The sequence below is a fragment of the Bradyrhizobium sp. SZCCHNR1002 genome, from assembly GCF_032381435.1.
GTDB classification, from domain to species: domain Bacteria; phylum Pseudomonadota; class Alphaproteobacteria; order Rhizobiales; family Xanthobacteraceae; genus Bradyrhizobium; species Bradyrhizobium aeschynomenes.
On record NZ_JAUHIS010000002.1, the window covers coordinates 376,438 to 393,746 of the forward strand.

Consider the following 17,309-nt stretch of genomic DNA (forward strand, 5'->3'; position numbering starts at 1 on the left):
AGACTTGTCGTCGCGACCTGCTCGATCCTCGCCTCGTGTGCAGCAAGGAGATCCGCCATGACCACACTGGAAAAAGGCATCACGCGCGCCGGCACCGGCTATGCCGGCAAGACCTGGAACATCCTGGGTCAGCTCTACTTCCCCAAGGCCGTCACCGACTCCACCTTCGCCTTCGAGACCAACAGCGATCCCGGCCAGTTCGTGCCGGTGCACGTTCATCCCACCCAGGACGAGTTCATCCTGGTGCAGGAGGGCGTGCTCGACCTCAAGCTCGACGGCGCCTGGGTGAAGGCGCATGCCGGCGATCTCGTGCGCATGCCGCGCGGCATTCCGCATGGCTACTTCAACAAATCGGACAAGCCTGCACGGGCGCTGTTCTGGGTCTCGCCGATGCAGAAGCTGGAGGCGTTGTTCAACATGCTGGACAATCTTGCCGACCCGGCCGAGGTGGTGCGGATCTCTGCCGAACACGAAGTCAATTTCCTCCCGCCTGAGGCCAACGACTAGGCGCGACGACGCCGGACGCACAAGCTCATCATTGCAATGCGGCGCGCGGTGAGCGCGATCGGCCCTGCACGCCCTGCGGGATGAGCGGGTGCTTGGCTTGAACGACTTCTGAACGGCGAGAGCGGTCTCGCCGGGTCTTCGATGCTGGCCCTGTCCATCGTCGCATGCTGCGGTCGCGCCGGGCGGCCTTCGTCATCATCACGTCTTCAGCGAGCTCTTGCAGCGCGGCCGGTCGCGGCTGGCCGCACGCGGCTTTTGCTCGACAACAGGAGGTCCCATGATCACTCGAAAAAACGTCTGCGTGATCGGCGCCGGAGTCTCCGGCCTCGCTGCAGCCAAGGCATTCACGGCGCGCGGCCACAATGTCGCCATCGTGGAGCGTAGCGCCGATCTCGGCGGCGTCTGGGAGCCGGCGCGGTCCTACCCCGATGTGCAGACGCAGAGCCCGAAGGAGCTCTATCGCTACACCGACAGGGCCATGCCCGACAGCTATCCGGAGTGGCCGAAGGGACCGCAGGTCTACGCCTATCTGGCCGACTACGCGAGGAGCCACGACCTCACGCGGTTGATGCGGCTGAACACCACCGTTCTGTCGATGCAGCGGCGTGCGGACGGCAAGCCGGGCTGGACCCTCGATCTGAAGACGGGCGATCATGCGGGCCGTGAGGATTTCGATTTCGTGGCCGTATGCACCGGACAGTTCAACGAGCCGCAGACGCTGTCGCTTCCCGGCGAGGATCAGTTCACGGCCGCCGGCGGCGTCGTCCTGCACTCGTCGAAGTACAATGACCCGGGCATGGTCAAGGACCGCAACGTCGTCGTGCTCGGCGGATCGAAATCGGCCACCGACATCGCCGTCAACGCCGTGCGCTCAGGCGCGCGCTCGGTGACCATCGTGTTTCGCGAGCCGGTGTGGCGCATTCCCTATTTCATCGGCGGTCTCATCAACTTCAAGCGCATCCTCTACATTCGCGCGCAGGAGCAGATGTTCGCGAGCTGGGGCATCGGCCCGCTGGCGCGCCTCGCCCACCGTCTCGCCAAGCCTCTCGTGTGGGCCAATTGGCGCGGCCTGGAAAGCCTGCTCAAGGCGCAGCTCAAGCTGGCCACATGCAACATGGTGCCCAAGGAGCGCATCGAGGACGGCGTGAACTGCTCGGTCCCGATCGCAACGCCCGACTTCTTCCCGATGGTCGCCGACGGCCGGATCAAGGCGGTGATCGGCACGTTCGATCACTACGAGCCGAACACGATCGTCGCCAGCAGCGGTGAACGCATTCAGGCCGACGTCGCCGTGCTCGCCATCGGCTACAAGCTCGGCGTTCCCTTTCTCTCCGAGGCCGATCGCGCCAAGCTGATCGATCCCGACGGGCAATACCGGCTGTATCGGCTGATCGCCAATCCGGATCTTCCCGACATGGGCTTCGTCGGCTTCAACTCCAGCTTCTGCACCGTGCTCTGCGCCGACATGGCAGCGCACTGGCTGGTTCGCTACGCCGACAAGCAGCTCGCGCATCAGCCGAGCGAGCGCGACATGCGAGACAACATCGAGATGATGCTGCACTTCAAGCGGGTCGAGCGCCCGGCCGCAGCCGTCTATGGCGGCTTGTGCGTCGCCCCCTATCACTTCAAGCATTTCGACGAACTGCTCGCTGACATCGGCGCGACAAGGCGGAAGAGACATCTATTGGCCGAGATGTTCACGCCGCCAGATGCGGACGCATATGGCCGCTTCCTGGCATCCGCGCCGACCTACCAGGCGAGTTGACGTGCGAAGGCGGCGTGGGCGCGCGCCGCACTGCAAACACCGCGGCGCCGCAAGCGTGGCCAATGACGGTGCGAAAGCAGGCTCCAATGGCGCTCGCATCCGCCGTGTCGAAGGGGCGTCGCCGGGTCCAAGGCTGAGAAGGCTGAGTCCAAGGCTGGCCTTCGCTGCACGGTCACGCTATCCAGGGCGCCCTCCGCCTTCAGCGGTCCGCCTCGGAGCCTGCCATGACAATCACCGCCCGTCTGCGCACCATCGGCCTTGCGGTCTCGGCCGCCGTCCTCCTGACCACCTCAGTCCACGCAGCGGAGATCCATGTGATGATCTCCGGCGGCATGACGGCTGCGTTCAAGTCGCTCGTGCCGGAGTTCGAGCGGCGTTCGGGCCACAAGGTCACGATCGCCTACGGCCCGTCGATGGGAACGACGGCGAATGCGATCCCGGTTCGCCTCGAGCGCGGCGAGCCGGCCGATGTGCTGATCATGGTCGGCTATGCGCTGAGCGATCTCACCACCAAGGGCAAGGTGATGCCCGACAGCCGTGCCGATCTCGCCAACTCGCCGATCGGCATTGCGGTGAAGTCGGGCACGCCGCATCCGGACATCTCGAACGCCGACGCCGTGAAGCGCATGCTGATCGCCGCCAAGACGATTGCCTATTCGGACAGCGCCAGCGGCGTCTACGTCTCGACCGAGATGTTCGACAAGCTCGGCATCAAGGAGGAGATGAAGGGCAAGGCGCGGATGATTCCGGCAACTCCCGTCGGCGAGATCGTGGCCATGGGCGAGGCCGAGATCGGCTTCCAGCAGATCAGCGAGCTCAAGCCGGTGCACGGCATCGACATCGTCGGGCCGCTGCCGGCCGGGCTGCAGAAGATCACGGTGTTCTCGGCCGGTATCGCCATGGCGGCGAAGGAGCCGGAGGCCGGCAAGGCGCTGATCCATTTCCTGGGCTCACCGGACGCGCGCAAGACGATCGCCGAGAGCGGACTCGATCCGATCGTCAGAAGGTCTCCGAACTGATCCGATCGCATCGACGGCACAACGAAAAACTCTCCCTCGCACGACGCGCAGGGAGAGTTTCATGGGCGGAGTTGACGGCGGCGGACGGGCTCACTGCGTGAGCAGCGTCGACTCGCTGAGATTGTTGGCGCCGTAGGCCTTCTTGAGCGTACCGTTGGCCTTGGCTTCGGTCATGAACTTCGTCACGAAAGCCAGCGATTGCGGCCGCTTCTGCGGCACCGCGACGGCGCTGTCCGTCTTCTTGAAGGTCTCGGCCAGCACCTTGGTGCCGGGGACCTGCTTGGCAATGAGGGTCAATTGATCACGCGCGAGCGCCAGCGCATCGATCTCCCCGGCCGACAGCAGGGCGTAGACCTCCTCGTAGGACTTGAAGCCGGTCACGGTCGCCTTCTTCAGGAACGCCTTGGCCCCACGCAGCACCGTGGTATCGTTGATGGCCGCGATCTCATGGCCGGCCTGGTCGAGCGACGCCATGTTGGGAATATCGAGACCGGCGCGGATGATGAACGTGGTCTCGACCGAGTCGTAGACCGGTCCGAACGAGACCTTGGTCTCGCGCTCGGAATCCTTCGGCATGAACGCCACATCCCAGATGCCCTTCCCCGCGTCATCCGTGATGGCATTGGAGTTCGGATGCTCGACGAACTCGACGGGCACACCGATCTGCGCCGCCATGGCCTTTCCGAGTTCGACCGGCACGCCGGCATAGCCGCTGTCGGACTTGACGCACCAGAATGCGCCGCCCGCAGGGCCGACGGCGATGGCGACCCGGAGCTTGCCGGTCGACGCGATTTCTTCTTTCAGGCCGGCTGCGAATGCAGTGTTGCCGATAACCGTGACTACCGCAGCTGCCAGGGCTGCATCACGCAGCCAGCGCCAGAACGCCATGGCCCTCTCCCATCCGATGCAAGTGAATCCAGACCGCACCTTGCCGGGAGCCCGTTAAATACAGCTTACCTTGCTTATGCAAAGCAGCATGCGGCGCGTAAAACTTGCGCGCCGCAATTGTCGATTCAAATAAGGCGATACCAAATACTTATTAAGTGCGCCTTAAACGCAGCGGCGCACCCAGACGCCGTTGACCAGCACCGTTCGGCAGGCCGTCGTCGCAGCAGCCACCGGCGGCTTACGGACGACCACGGCGCCGGCCGCGCCGGCACAGCCGGCACGGACGACGCCGCGTGCGCAGACAACGGCGTTGGCGTCCGACATCGACACGAAGGGCATCAATGCCAGGACGAAAAGGCCGCACAGGGTGGAAAGAACGATACGTGAAAGAATGGCGCGCATGTCGAACTCCTGATCATCATTGGTTAGTAAAATATCCACCCTGTTAGAACTTTGCCGAGCGCGCCGCCGCCTGACAACTGTGACAATTTGGGTGGATCGAAACAGCTGCGAGCTCGTGCCCCTCCTTGCGGCACTCCCCTAGCACCCATCCGGTTACCGACTAGCGGCGAACTGCGCGAGCATGCCCTTGCAGCTCGGCGACAGCGATCCCGCATTGGCCGCGAGACATTGCGCGATCCGGCCGCCGCCGGGCTCGATCCCGCTGCAATAGGCGCGCGCATCCGAACCGCAGGCAACCCGGACGATGCGCAATTCCTCCAGCGGCCGCAGCGGCCGCAGCACCATGGCGGGTGCCGCCGGTGCCGGCGTCGCAGCAGGCGAGGCCGTGGGAGCAGCCGCCACGGCGACGCTTTTCGCCGCCGGAGCCCCGCCGGCGCCCGCGATCGCCTGGGCGCAGGAGGCGGATACCTTGGCCTTGTTCTGCTCCAGACATTGCAGCGCCGCCGAGCCGCCGGGAGGCACGCTGCTGCAGACCTTGCGATAGTCCCCACTGCAGGCGCTGCGGATCGCCGCCACCTGGGCTTCGCTTGGCTTCGCAGCCGTTGCCGGCTTGGCCGGCTCTGATTTCGCCGTTGCAGCCTGCGCAGGCGCTGCGGGCGCCGGCAGCGCGGCCGTTTTCGGCGGCTCGGCCGGCTGGCTCGCTTCGGCGGCGGCCGGCTTGCTCGCAGCAGGCTGCGGTGCCGGCTTCGCCTCGGCGGCGGGCTTCGCGTCCGCCGCAGGCTTCGCTTCGGCCGCCGGCTCGAGCGCCTTCACCGCCGTCTGACAGGACGACGACAGGCTCGCCATGTTCTTCTGCAGACACTGAAACGCCGCAGCGCCGCCAGGCGGCACGCTGGCGCATTTCGACATGTAGTCCGACCGGCAGGCCGATTTGATCGCATTGCGCTGGGCGTCGGTCTGCGCCAGCGCCTGCGTTGCAACAAACCCGGTCGCGGCCGCCATGCCGAGAGCGAGCATCCATCTGAAGCGATTGATCATGGGCCGATCCTCAATGGTCTTGAGCGTCAATCCGTCGTCGCCAGCGCGGCGGCGTGCATGGCGTTCGATTGGAGCTCGTGAGTATGTGTTCGCACGCAAATTCGGCACCGCCGGCCGACCTCTCGTCATCCAGCGGCGCCCGAAGAAATGATGACGCAACGCTGCGCCGCCGATCGGCAGTTGGCAAGTGGGAAAAATTGGGTGGATCGGCATGGCGCGCAGATTTCTTCGTGCTGCGACTGCGCATTGCAGTTCCTCCGCTGAACGATTGTTGTTATTCAGGCGACCAACATTCTTGTTGTTTCTCGACGTCGACATTGTTCGCAGTCATTGCATATGGAAAGCGGAATGGCGCCGACCTGCCCGGATCGACCCACGTCGTCTCGACAAACTCCCACGGCATCCGCAGCCCCGAAGCTGCCCACGACGTCCGTGCCGCGAGCCGGATCCGTCGCACTTCTCATCAGTTCGGCGGCGCTGCTGCTCGCCGGCTGCGAGCAGAACAGCTACCAGCCGCCGCCTCCGCCAAAGGTCGAGGTGGCTCAACCGGTGCAGCGCACCGTGACGCGCTATCTGGAGGCCACCGGCAACACGGCGCCGGTCAAGAGCGTCGATCTCGTCGCCCGCGTCCAGGGCTTCCTGCAGTCGATCGACTACAAGGACGGCGACACCGTCAAGGAGGGCACGACGCTGTTCACGATCGAGCCGGAGACCTACAAGCTCAAGCTCGACCAGGCGCAGGCGGCCGAGGCCGGTGCGCAGGCCTCGTTCAAGCAGGCCGAGGCCGACTACAAGCGGCAGACCGATCTCGTCGCGCGCCAGGCCGCCTCGCAGGTCGCGCTCGACAATTCGACATCGGCCCGCGACAACGCCCAGGCCAATCTGCAGCAGGCGCAGGTCAACACCAAGATCGCCAAGGTCAATTACGGCTACACCAAAGTCATCGCGCCATTCGACGGCGTCGTCAGCGCGCACCAGGTCTCGGTCGGCGAACTCGTCGGGGTGGCGTCGCCGACCCAGTTGGCGACGATCGTTTCGCTCGATCCGGTCTACGTCAACTTCACCGTCAACGAGCAGGACGTGCTGCGCATCCGCGCCGAGGCGCGGCGCCGCGGCATGACGTCCTCCGATCTGAAGCAGTTCCCGATCGAATTGGGCCTGCAGACGGAGAACGGCTATCCGCATCAGGGCAAGCTCGACTACGCCGCGCCCACCATCAACGCATCGACGGGCACGCTGGCGGTGCGCGGCGTCGTGTCGAATCCGGGTCACGTGCTGCTGCCGGGCTATTTCGTGCGCATCCGCGTGCCGGTCGATCGGACGGAAGCCGCGCTGCTGGTGCCGGACACCGCGCTCGGCAGCGACCAGAGCGGGCGCTATGTGCTCGTCGTGAACGGCGACGACGTCGTCGAGCAGCGCAAGGTCAAGGTCGGCCCGCTCGACGGCGGCCTGCGCGTGATCGACGACGGCCTGAGGCCGAACGACCGCGTCGTCGTCGCCGGCCTGCTGCGGGCCATTCCCGGGCAAAAGGTCGATCCACAGTTGAAGGCCATCGAGCAGCCCGCCTCCGCGACCAGATAGGAGCGGCCCGTGATCTCCAAATTCTTCATCGAGCGCCCGGTCCTCTCCAACGTCATCGCGATCCTGATGATGCTGATCGGCGCGGTCGCGCTGTTCAATCTCGCGATCGCGCAGTATCCCGAGGTGGTGCCGCCGACGGTGCAGGTCACGACGCGCTACCCCGGCGCCAGCGCCAAGACCGTAGCCGACACCGTCGCGCTGCCGATCGAGCAGCAGGTCAACGGCGTCGACGGCATGCTGTACATGCAGTCCTACAGCGGCGCGGACGGCAGCTATTCGCTGACGGTCACGTTCAAGATCGGCACCGATCTGAACTTCGCGCAGGTGCTGGTCCAGAACCGCGTCTCCAGTGCGCTCGCGCAATTGCCGCAGGCGGTGCAGAACCAGGGCGTCACGGTGCAGAAGCGGTCGACGTCGATCCTCTTGTTCGTCACGCTGACCTCGCCTGAGGCCAAGTACGACAGCCTCTATCTAAGCAACTACGCGACCATCAACCTGAAGGACGAGCTGGCGCGGCTGCCCGGCGTCGGCAATGTCACCGTGTTCGGCGCGGGGCAGTATTCGATGCGGATCTGGCTTGATCCGAGCAAGCTGCAGGTGCGCAACCTCGTGCCGCAGGACGTGATCCAGGCGATCCAGCAGCAGAGCCAGCAGGTCGCCGCCGGCCAGATCGGCGCGCCTCCCGCGCCCTCCGGCCAAGCGTTCCAGTACACGCTGAACGTCGCAGGCCGCCTCGATGAGACCAGGGAGTTCGAGGACATCATCGTCAAGACCGGCAGCAATGGCGACGTCACACGCGTGCGCGACGTCGGCTCGGTCGAGCTGGGCGCACAGACCTACGGCCAGATGTTCTCGCTCAACGGCCAGCCTGCCGTCGGCATCGGCGTGTTTCAGTCGCCCGGCGCCAACGCGCTGGAGGTGGAGAAGGCCGTCGAGGCCAGGATGGCACAGCTGTCGAAGACGTTCCCGCAAGGAATCCAGTACGACACGCCGTTCGACACCACCAAGTTCGTCAATGCCTCGATCCATGAGGTCTACAAGACCCTGATCGAGGCCGGCGTGCTGGTGCTGATCGTCATCCTGATCTTCCTGCAGGACTGGCGCGCGATGCTGGTGCCGACCACGACCGTGCCGGTGACCATCATCGGCGCCTTCGCGGCGATGGCGGCGCTCGGCTTCACGATCAACCTCTCGACCTTGTTCGCGATCGTGCTGGCGATCGGCATCGTGGTCGACGACGCCATCGTCGTGGTCGAGGGCGCGGCGCACAACATCGAGCGCGGCATGAACGGCCACGACGCGGCGATCCGCGCCATGGACCAATTGTTCGGACCGATCGTCGGCATCACGCTGGTGCTGATCGCGGTGTTCCTCCCGGCCGCCTTCCTGCCCGGCCTGACGGGCCGCATCTACGCGCAGTTCGCGCTGGTGATCGCGGCGACCGCCCTGCTCTCGGCGATCAACGCCGCGACCTTGAAGCCGACGCAATGCGCGCTGTGGCTGCGGCCGCCGGTGCCGCTGGAGCAGCGCAACATCCTCTACCGCGTCTTCAACGATCTCTATGCCCGGCTGGAGCGGCGCTACACAAATCTCATCGGGCGCCTCGTCAGGCACAGCACCGCGTCCGTCGTCGTCGCGCTGGTCCTGATCGCGGCCGGCGGCTACGGGCTGTCGCGCGTGCCGACGGGCTTTCTGCCGATCGAGGACCAGGGCTACCTGATCGCCGCCGTCCAGCTGCCCGACGGCGCCTCGCTGGAGCGGACGCAGAAGGCGCTCGACAAGGTCGGCGCCATTGCAAAGGCCACGCCCGGCGTCGCCCAGGTCATCACCATCGCCGGCATCTCCGCGCTCGACAACAGCGCGAGCCTCGCCAATGCAGGGGTCGCCTACATCATCCTCAGGGATTGGGAGGCGCGCGGCAAGGGCGAGGATCTGCGCTCGCTCGTCTATGGGCTCAACGACAAGCTCGCCGAAGTCATCGAGGCCCGCAGCCTCGTGCTGCCGCCGCCGCCCATCCAGGGCATCGGCAATGCCGCCGGCTTTGCGATGCAGGTCGAGCTGCGCGACGGCAACAGCGACTATGCCAAGCTGCAGGCGATGACCTCGGCGATCGTCGCCAGCGCCCAGAGCCAGAGCGCGCTGCAGCGCGTGCAGTCGCCGTTCCGCGCCATGGTGCCGCAGTTCGACGTCGAGATCGACCGGGTCAAGACCCAGACCCTGCACGTCACCACCGACCAGGTGTTCTCGGCCTTGTCGTCCTATCTCGGTGCCTCCTACGTCAACCAGTTCAACAAGTTCGGCCGCGTGTTCCAGGTCTATGTCCAGGCCGATTCCACCGCGCGGCTGACGTCGCGGCAGATCGAGAGCCTGATGGTGCGCAACCAGTCGGGCGACATGATCCCGCTCGGCACGGTCGCGACGGTCAAGCCGTCAGTCGGACCGTCGCTCATCAGCCTCTACAACCTCTATCCGTCAGCCGCGATCGTCGGCCTGCCCGCGCAGGGCTACTCCTCCGGCCAGTCGCTGAAGCTGATGGAGGAGATCGCGGCGAAGACCCTGCCGCCGGGCGCGGGGTATGAATGGACCGCGATGTCGTATCAGGAGAAGGTGGTCTCCAATCAGATCTATCTCGCCTTCGCGCTCGCCCTCCTCCTGGTCTATCTCGTACTCGCCGGCCAATATGAAAGCTGGTACGCCCCGGTCTCGGTCATCCTCGCCGTGCCGCTGTCGCTGCTCGGGCCGATGGCGGTCCTGACCGCGCTGAAGATCGACAACAATCTGTATGTCCAGATCGGCCTCATCCTCCTGATCGCGCTGTCGGCGAAGAACGCGATCCTGATCGTCGAGGTCGGGCTGGAACTGCACGGCCGCGACGGCAAGCCGCTCATGGAAGCCGCGATCGAGGCGGCGCGGTCGCGGTTCCGGCCGATCCTGATGACCTCGTTCGCCTTCATCCTCGGCGTCGTGCCGCTGGTGCTCGCGACCGGGGCCGGCGCCAGCGCACGCAAGTCGATCGGCATCACCGTGTTCTCCGGCATGCTGGCCTCGACCTGCCTCGCCGTCTTGTTCGTGCCGGCGTTCTTCGTCGTGGTGCAGCGCTTCGAGAACTGGCGCGCGGCGCGCAAGGCCAAGCCGGTGATCGCGCAGCCGGCGGAGTGAACCATCATTCGGCGGGCACCTCCCGCAATGCCGGCCGCGCCACTGGGAGCTCCGGAGGCAGGATCAGCGCGGCGATGATTGCGACCAGGGCCAGCGCGGCGAAGGCCTGCAGCATGGTGACGAAGCCGCCACGCTCGTACAGCCAGGCGACCAGACCGACCGAGGCGCCGGCCGCGGTGAAGCCGACGAAATAGCGCACGGCATAGGCTCGCGAGCGCCACTCCTCCGCGGTGTACTTGCCGACCATGGCGTCGTTGACCGTGACCTGGCCGAATGCGCCCATGACGATGCCGATCGAGGCCAGGATCAGCGCCCAGTCGCGGGCGTCGGCGGCGAGATACAAGAGCGGTGCCAGCACCAGCGACAGCGGCAGCGCGACCGCCTTCAGCGTGTGGCGATCGAGCAAGCGCCCGATCGTGTACTGCGTCATCGCGCCGAACACGTAGACACCGGCCGCGATCACGCCGAGCAGCGCCGGGCTTTGCGTCAGCCCCGCCAGCCGCTCCGCGAACAGCTTGGGCAGCGCCACGGTGATCGCGTTGAATGTGGTGGAGATCGCGATCACCACCAGCAGCAGCGCCAGCACCACCCGCCACATCTGCTCGCGCGCGACGCGGGCCTGCGCCGCCGCCTGCTTCGAGCCGCGGCGGTCCTCGTGCGCGACCAGCATCGCGAAGACAACGCCGATGCCGATCGTGATCACCCCTGGCACGATGAAGGCGAAGCGCCAGCCGAGATACTGCCCCACCACACCCGTCACCAGCGCCGAGGAGGCGACGCCGAGATTGCCGAAGACGCCGTTCAGTCCCATGTCGCGGCCGAGCCGGTCGGCATAGGACACCAGCATCGCGGTTCCCACCGGATGATAGATCGAGGCAAACAGGCCGATCGCGAACAGCGCCGCGCCGAGCTGCCACGGCGTCTGCACCAGACCGACAGAGATCATCGACAGGCCGATGCCGAGATAGAACACCAGCATCATGTGCCGCCGGCTCCAGCGGTCGCCGAGCCAGCCGGTCACCAGCGCGCCGGCGCCGAAGGCGATGAAGCCCGGCGTCGCATAGGGCAGCAGGTCCGCATAGGCCATGCCGAGCGCGGGGCCCATGATGATGACCGCGGCCGCGAAGATCAGCATCGCATAGTGGTCGATGAAATGGGCCGCGTTGACGAAGCCGATGACGCGGCGGGGGCTGTTCATGAGCGGTTCCTCGATTCCCGGACAAATCGGTTATACTGGCTCGCCCCAACGAGAAGCCGCCAATGACCATCGTGGACACGCCATTGAAGCCGCTCGGCGCGGACCGGGTGACGACCGAGCCCGGCGTGCATCTGATCGCGCGCAGCTACCTCAAGGGCGCCCGGCTCGATCCGCACATGCACCGGGAGTCGCAGCTGATCTACGCCTCCGCCGGCACCATGCAGGTGACGACGCCGCAGGGCCGCTGGCTGGTGCCGCCGGACCGCGCGGTGTGGGTGCCGGCGCGGCATGCGCATGCCATCGACATGCTGGCCGACAGCCAGATGCGCACGCTGTATTTCGAACTCGACTGGCTCGCACGCGAGGCGCGCGGTATCAGGCTCGACCGCGAATTCGTGGTGCAGGTCTCGCCGCTGCTGCATCAGGCGATCCTCGCGCTGTTCGACGCCACCGGCGGGCCCGAGCGCACCGCCCTGCTGGTGCGCTTGGCCCTGCTCGAACTCCGCCGCGCCGAGGATTCCTCGACCTTCATTCCCCTGCCGCAGGACCCGCGCGCGCGGCGCGCCGCGCTGCTCGTGCTCGCCTCGCCCGCGAGCGAGCAGGATCTCGCGACTCTCGCGAGCGCCGTCGGCAGCTCGGCCCGCACGCTGTCGCGGCTGTTCGCGGCGGAGACGCGGCTGAGCTTCAAGGCATGGTGCCAGCGCGCCCGCATCGCGGCGGCGATCGAGCGGCTGTCGACCGACCGTCATCTCTCGGTCAAGCAGCTCGCGGCCGATCTCGGCTACGCCAGCGTACCGGCGTTCTCGTACGCCTTCCGGCAGGTGACCGGCCGCACACCGACCGAATTCGCCGGCGCGAGGGAATGACGGCGCTACCGCGCATGCGGACAGCGACGGCGGCGTTGACGATTTGTTATGTTTGAATGTCGCTACCTTTGCCATAAATCCATGTAACATCACAGCCTGACGCTTTGCGGGATTCGACTGAGACCAGATGGCCAACGCCTTTTTTACTGACCTGATCACCACCATTTCCGAGCGCGGCCGGACACTGCTGCGCGGCGGCACGCCCGCGGTCGACAAGCACGATGCCGCCAGCCTCGCCGAGCTCTGCGAGGCGCTGGTGTCCGGTGCCGGCGAAGCTTCGGGCACCGCGATGGCCCGCGACGTGCTCGACGGCTATCACGATCTCGACGCCGACGGCCGCAAGGCGTTCTTCACCTCCCTGGTTCACGATTTCGGTCCTGACAATGCCAGGCTTACCAAGGCGATCGAGGCATGGCGCGCGGCGCCGTCGGACGAAGGCGCGAGCGCGCTGCATTTCGCCTCGGAGCCGCGGCGGCAGGAGCTGATCCGCCGCCTCAACCGCGCGCCGGGCGGCACGCCCGAGCTGGTCGCGATGCGCACCGATCTGCTGGATCTGCTGAAGTCCAATCCGGAACTCGCCGCGCTCGATCGCGACATCGTGCATCTCTTGAGTTCGTGGTTCAACAGGGGGTTTCTGGTGCTGCGCAAGATCGACTGGTCGACGCCGGCGAACATCCTCGAGCAGATCATCCGCTACGAGGCGGTGCACGAGATCCACGACTGGGACGATCTGCGCCGCCGCATCGATCCGGTCGATCGCCGCTGCTACGCCTTCTTCCATCCGGCGATGCCCGACGCGCCGCTGATCTTCGTCGAGATCGCGCTGACCGAGACCATCCCCGGCGCCATCGCGCCGCTCCTCGCGGTGGATCGCGCGCCGGTGCCCGCCGATCGCGCCCGCACTGCGGTGTTCTACTCGATCTCCAACACCCAGCGCGGCCTCGGCGGCATCTCGTTCGGCAACTTCCTGATCAAGCAGGTGGTCGAGGAGCTGCGCCGCGAGCTGCCGAAGCTCGACACCTTCGTGACCTTGTCGCCGGTGCCGGGCTTCATGGGCTGGCTGAAATCGACCGAGGATGCGACCGAAGAGGATCGCAACGTGCTCAAACTGCTCAACGAGCCGCGCTGGGTCGAAGACGCCTCGATCACCGCGGAGCTGCGCACCGTGATCGAGCCGCTCGCCGCGCACTACTTCCTCAAGGCGCGCACGTCGAAGGGCAAGCTGATCGACCCCGTCGCCCGCTTTCACCTCGGCAACGGCGCCCGGCTCGAGCGCATCAACTGGCTCGGCGACCTCTCCGCCAAGGGCCAGCGCGAGTCGGCGACGGTGATGGTGAACTATCTCTACCGCCTCGAGGACATCGAGAAGAACCACGAGGCGTATGCGAACGAGGGCGAGGTGGTGGCGTCCAGCGCGGTGAAGAAGCTGCTGCGCGGCGAAGGCCGGCGGCTGCTGGATATGCGGTTGTCGTCGTAGTTCTGCGGCAGGCTGCAGCACTGTCTCGCATCCGCCTCGCGCCATTGTTGGGGCGCGCTACCCACGCCAAACTCCGTCATTGCGAGGAGCGAAGCGACGAAGCAATCCAGAGTCTCGCGCGCAGCCCTGGATTGCTTCGCTTCGCTCGCAATGACGCCGGTGATGTACTGTGCTCCCGCCGCAACCACCGCCGTCATCCCGGCGAAGGCCGGGATCCATAACCACAGGACCTCGTTTGAGGCAGGCCCGTCGTTAGACCGCGCCACGCCACGACCGCCGCGGAGTATGGGTCCCGGATCGGCGCCGCGACGCGCCTTGCGCGTCACGGCTTGTCCGGGACGACGCTGTGGGAAAACCGCTTTCACATCTCAAACAGCTCGAAGGACGTGCGACCGCAGCCTCGCGGCGCATCGCGCCCGAGTGCTGCATCGGCAGGTCCCTCCGATCAAAGACAGAGGGCGCAGGGAAGACCGGGTGCTGGCCGCAACCCATGGCCCCCGTGCGTGAGAAAATGCACGGGGCAGGAACCACAGGTACGACCGGTGCATTCCGGCCTTCCCTGCGCGATGGTTGGAACGGTGTCCTTCGTGCTCTCCCTGGGGATCGGGCTCTTTTGCCCCCATCGCCCGCGCGTGCCGCCAAGCAACAACGCAGACTTGACCTCAGCGTCGAGAGGCCAGGACCACACGACTTCTCCGTCCGCAAGAACGCCGGTCGTCCACCGTCGCCGCTGCGGCCACCGCATCCTGCCCCGACGTTCGTGACGACGCGTACGCCCCTCCGCGATGAGGCAGGATGCGGGCAGTATTGCTGATTTTCGGAATTTGTCAAGAGCGAAGATTCAGGCCGCTCACGACGCCCTATCGGGACGCCGTGCGCCCGGCACACTCAGGACGCCTTCGCCTCCACGTGCCGTTTGAAATTGTCGAGAATGGCCTGCCAGCCTTGCTGTTGCATCTCGACCGGGTGCGTCGTTTCAGGATCGAAGACAACGCGAACGAGAACGCCGTTCGGACCGGTCTCGAAATGGACGTCCGCTTTCCGGTCGCCGAAGACGTAAGCGATCAGCTTGTGCTCGACGATCTTCGTGTAGGTCCCGGCGAAGTCAAAACCCATGCTGCCGTCCTTGGCCTCCATCCGCGACGAGAAATCTCCGCCCTCCCGCAGATCGACCGTGGCCTTGGTCGTATGCCAGTCGTCCGACGCAGCGTTCCACTTCACGATGTCTGCCGGCGTCGTATAGGCGCGCCAGACCTGATCGATCGGGGCTGCGACGGTGGTTTCGACGGTGATCCGCATGAACGTTGCTCCTGGTTCGATTTGACGGCTCGCTGCAGACGTGCAGGAGTTGTGCTCGAAGGACGATACAGACTGGCAGATCCCGACAGACGGATACGACAAATCTTACCTCCAGGGATGAGGCCGCAGGTTTTGCGATGCGCAAAGCGATACGAGCGTCATTCGTTGCCGCCGCAGCGGTCACCGAATTGCCCTGTCACCGATTGAATTAACGGTACCACTCTCGATCTGTGCGTGATCCAAGCGATCGCGAGAACCACCGCCGAAAGCGATCAGCCCGGCTTGAACACCATCAGATAGAAGATGCCGATCATGGCCGTCGTTGAAGGCAGGCCCAGGAAGGTCCAGACCTTGAACAGCTTGTGATATTCGGCAGGCAATCCCGAGTTCGTCTCAACAGCCTTGCTCGAAAGGTCGACCATGCGATGCTGCAGCCACACGCCGAAGATCCAGCAGACGCCCGCGATGCACAGCAGCATCAAGGCCCAACCGAGCCAGCCGCTCGAAAGCGGGTAGTCCGCGATCGAGGCCATCCAAAATCCCGTGACCACCTGAGTGAGCGCCGCGAGGACGGTCATATAGAGTTCGACCTTGACGATAGGAGGCCCGAATTCCGCGATCCATCTGGTCTTGTGAGAACCATAGATAATGGTCCCGAGCACGCCGGCGAAGACGCCGCCACCGAACAGAACCGTAGCGCTGATGATGTGGATCAGTGTCAGCGTCTGATAGAGCATGACCCGGCGTTGCCCCCATGTTCGATCACGTGTTGCGGCCAGCCTGCGCGCGGAGGGAATGCAGCTCTCAAGCGAGCATGCAATGCCTACGAGCGAATGACAAGATTGCGGCGGAGCTCTCGGACGGGCTGAGCGACGCGTGCCCCGATCCTCGATCGCCGAAGTCATATTGCTTACGCCCGATGGTTCGAGGCGCGCAGCGGCGCGCGCCCCCTGAGGACTCCAGCAGTGCCTGCGGATGCGAACGTCCTCAAGAGGCGCACGCGAGGACGACCGCACCAATTGTCGCAGCCGCTTCTTTACTCCGCTCCGCCCTGCGGCCGCAGCCGCAGCACCGCCGCCGGCAGATTGGCCGCCAGCCAGTCCGCGATCACCCGCTGCTTCCTATGATACGCCAGCCCCGCGGCCACCACCGCGACGCCGATCAGCGACAGCGCGAAGGGGAAGAGCAGCGAGTCCTTGAAGACGATTTCGGCGAGATGGCCGAGATACATGGTGATGCCGATGGCGCCGAACACGGCGTAGGCGCGGCGGACGATGATGACGGCCACGGCAAGCAGGCCGACATTCATCAGGCAGTAGATCGCCTTGCCGAGCTCGGTGGCGCCTTCGGTGGCGCTGATGCCGCCCCAGAAGGCCATCAGGCCGAACAGATGCAGCCAGAAGCCGAAGTCGCGGCTGCGGCTGGTGTAGTCGACGATCCAGGCGACGCTGAGGATGCCGAAGCCGAACCAGATCGAGACGATGCGGCGCATCTCCCAGTCGAAATGGCTGACGTTGAAGATCCAGGGCGTCAGATCCATCGACATGAACCACAACGCCACCGAGATGATCGCGACGATGAAGGGCACGCGGTAGAAGCGCAGCGCGATGCAGCCGGCGACGACGGTCGCGATTTCCATGAACAGCCAGCTGCCCTTGATCCAGACGTAGAAGTCATGGACCGTGCCGGGCTTGCCGAACCTGCCCCACCAGCCGAACTCGGCCTGGAGGCCGTAGACGGCGAGCGGCGCCATCGAGACGGCGATGGCGATCAGCAGGCCGCCGGGGACGCGCAAGTCGCGCCGCCAGAGGTGGTCGCCGGCGAAGCCGAAGGCTAAGGCGTAGACCAGCGCGCAGGCGGTCAGGGCGCGGCCGCCCATTTGCGAGAACGCCACTGTCGAGAACAGGCCCATGGCGCCGATTACGATCAGCGCGCCGGCGTACCAGAGCAGATGCGCAGCATCGAATTTGGCGCGGGGGGCGTCGGTGGAGGGGGCGCGCTGGTGGAGATAGGCCAGCAGGCGCTGCAGCTCGTCGGGGCTGATGGCCCCGGCACTCGACGCGGCGCGGAGGTCGGTTTCGGAGTAGGACATCGTCGTTACCTCGGGTGG

14 protein-coding genes are annotated in these 17,309 nt (G+C 65.7%); 7 read left to right on the plus strand and 7 right to left on the minus strand.

The genetic code is table 11. The annotated features are described in order from the left end of the window. Positions 1-57 precede the first annotated feature (57 nt). The 3 genes from QX108_RS14210 (at position 58) to QX108_RS14220 (ending at position 3,291) form a co-directional block, all read left to right on the plus strand. Positions 58-507, plus strand: coding sequence for a cupin domain-containing protein (locus QX108_RS14210; RefSeq protein ID WP_315725551.1), 450 nt, complete (start codon positions 58-60; stop codon positions 505-507). A gap of 277 nt (positions 508-784) precedes the next feature. Next, positions 785-2,272 (plus strand): NAD(P)/FAD-dependent oxidoreductase, encoded by a 1,488-nt coding sequence (locus QX108_RS14215; protein WP_315799449.1) that lies wholly within the window; start codon positions 785-787, stop codon positions 2,270-2,272. Positions 2,273-2,496: 224 nt separating this feature from the next. Further along, positions 2,497-3,291 carry an extracellular solute-binding protein gene (locus tag QX108_RS14220; RefSeq protein ID WP_315725547.1) on the plus strand — a complete coding sequence of 265 codons (795 nt, stop codon included), beginning with the start codon at positions 2,497-2,499 and terminating at the stop codon, positions 3,289-3,291. 90 nt (positions 3,292-3,381) lie between these two features. Here the strand turns inward: QX108_RS14220 and QX108_RS14225 are convergent, their stop codons facing one another. The 3 genes from QX108_RS14225 to QX108_RS14235 all read right to left on the minus strand — a co-directional run bounded on the left by QX108_RS14225 (position 3,382) and on the right by QX108_RS14235 (position 5,619). Beyond that, positions 3,382-4,179 (minus strand): transporter substrate-binding domain-containing protein, encoded by a 798-nt coding sequence (locus QX108_RS14225; protein ID WP_172111151.1) that lies wholly within the window; start codon positions 4,177-4,179, stop codon positions 3,382-3,384. Between the two features lie 162 nt (positions 4,180-4,341). Continuing rightward, a complete protein-coding gene (locus QX108_RS14230) occupies positions 4,342-4,581 on the minus strand; it encodes a hypothetical protein (RefSeq protein WP_172111152.1) in 240 nt (79 codons plus the stop codon). Between the two features lie 153 nt (positions 4,582-4,734). Next, a complete protein-coding gene (locus QX108_RS14235; RefSeq protein WP_315799450.1) occupies positions 4,735-5,619 on the minus strand; it encodes a hypothetical protein in 885 nt (294 codons plus the stop codon). Between the two features lie 432 nt (positions 5,620-6,051). Between QX108_RS14235 and QX108_RS14240 the strand changes: the two genes are divergently transcribed. After that, positions 6,052-7,200 carry an efflux RND transporter periplasmic adaptor subunit gene (locus QX108_RS14240; protein ID WP_315799451.1) on the plus strand — a complete coding sequence of 383 codons (1,149 nt, stop codon included), beginning with the start codon at positions 6,052-6,054 and terminating at the stop codon, positions 7,198-7,200. Between the two features lie 9 nt (positions 7,201-7,209). Continuing rightward, positions 7,210-10,359, plus strand: coding sequence for a multidrug efflux RND transporter permease subunit (locus tag QX108_RS14245; RefSeq protein WP_315799452.1), 3,150 nt, complete (start codon positions 7,210-7,212; stop codon positions 10,357-10,359). A 4-nt stretch (positions 10,360-10,363) separates the two neighbouring features. Here the strand turns inward: QX108_RS14245 and QX108_RS14250 are convergent, their stop codons facing one another. Continuing rightward, positions 10,364-11,557, minus strand: a complete 1,194-nt coding sequence (locus QX108_RS14250; RefSeq protein WP_315799453.1) for an MFS transporter — start codon at positions 11,555-11,557, stop codon at positions 10,364-10,366. A 62-nt stretch (positions 11,558-11,619) separates the two neighbouring features. On the opposite strand from QX108_RS14250, the gene QX108_RS14255 reads away from it, so the two are divergent. Continuing rightward, positions 11,620-12,423, plus strand: coding sequence for a helix-turn-helix transcriptional regulator (locus QX108_RS14255; protein ID WP_315799454.1), 804 nt, complete (start codon positions 11,620-11,622; stop codon positions 12,421-12,423). A gap of 127 nt (positions 12,424-12,550) precedes the next feature. Then, positions 12,551-13,900 (plus strand): malonyl-CoA decarboxylase, encoded by a 1,350-nt coding sequence (locus QX108_RS14260; protein ID WP_315725532.1) that lies wholly within the window; start codon positions 12,551-12,553, stop codon positions 13,898-13,900. An 888-nt stretch (positions 13,901-14,788) separates the two neighbouring features. On the opposite strand, the gene QX108_RS14265 is transcribed toward QX108_RS14260, so the two are convergent. The 3 genes from QX108_RS14265 to QX108_RS14275 form a co-directional block, all read right to left on the minus strand. Next, positions 14,789-15,199: an SRPBCC family protein gene (locus QX108_RS14265; protein WP_315799455.1), complete on the minus strand. Its 411-nt coding sequence runs from the start codon at positions 15,197-15,199 to the stop codon at positions 14,789-14,791. A 272-nt stretch (positions 15,200-15,471) separates the two neighbouring features. Further along, complete coding sequence (locus tag QX108_RS14270) at positions 15,472-15,936, minus strand: DUF2269 domain-containing protein (protein WP_315725527.1); 465 nt, start codon at positions 15,934-15,936, stop codon at positions 15,472-15,474. A 299-nt stretch (positions 15,937-16,235) separates the two neighbouring features. Continuing rightward, positions 16,236-17,291 carry a hypothetical protein gene (locus QX108_RS14275; RefSeq protein ID WP_315799456.1) on the minus strand — a complete coding sequence of 352 codons (1,056 nt, stop codon included), beginning with the start codon at positions 17,289-17,291 and terminating at the stop codon, positions 16,236-16,238. Between the last annotated feature and the right edge of the window lie 18 nt (positions 17,292-17,309).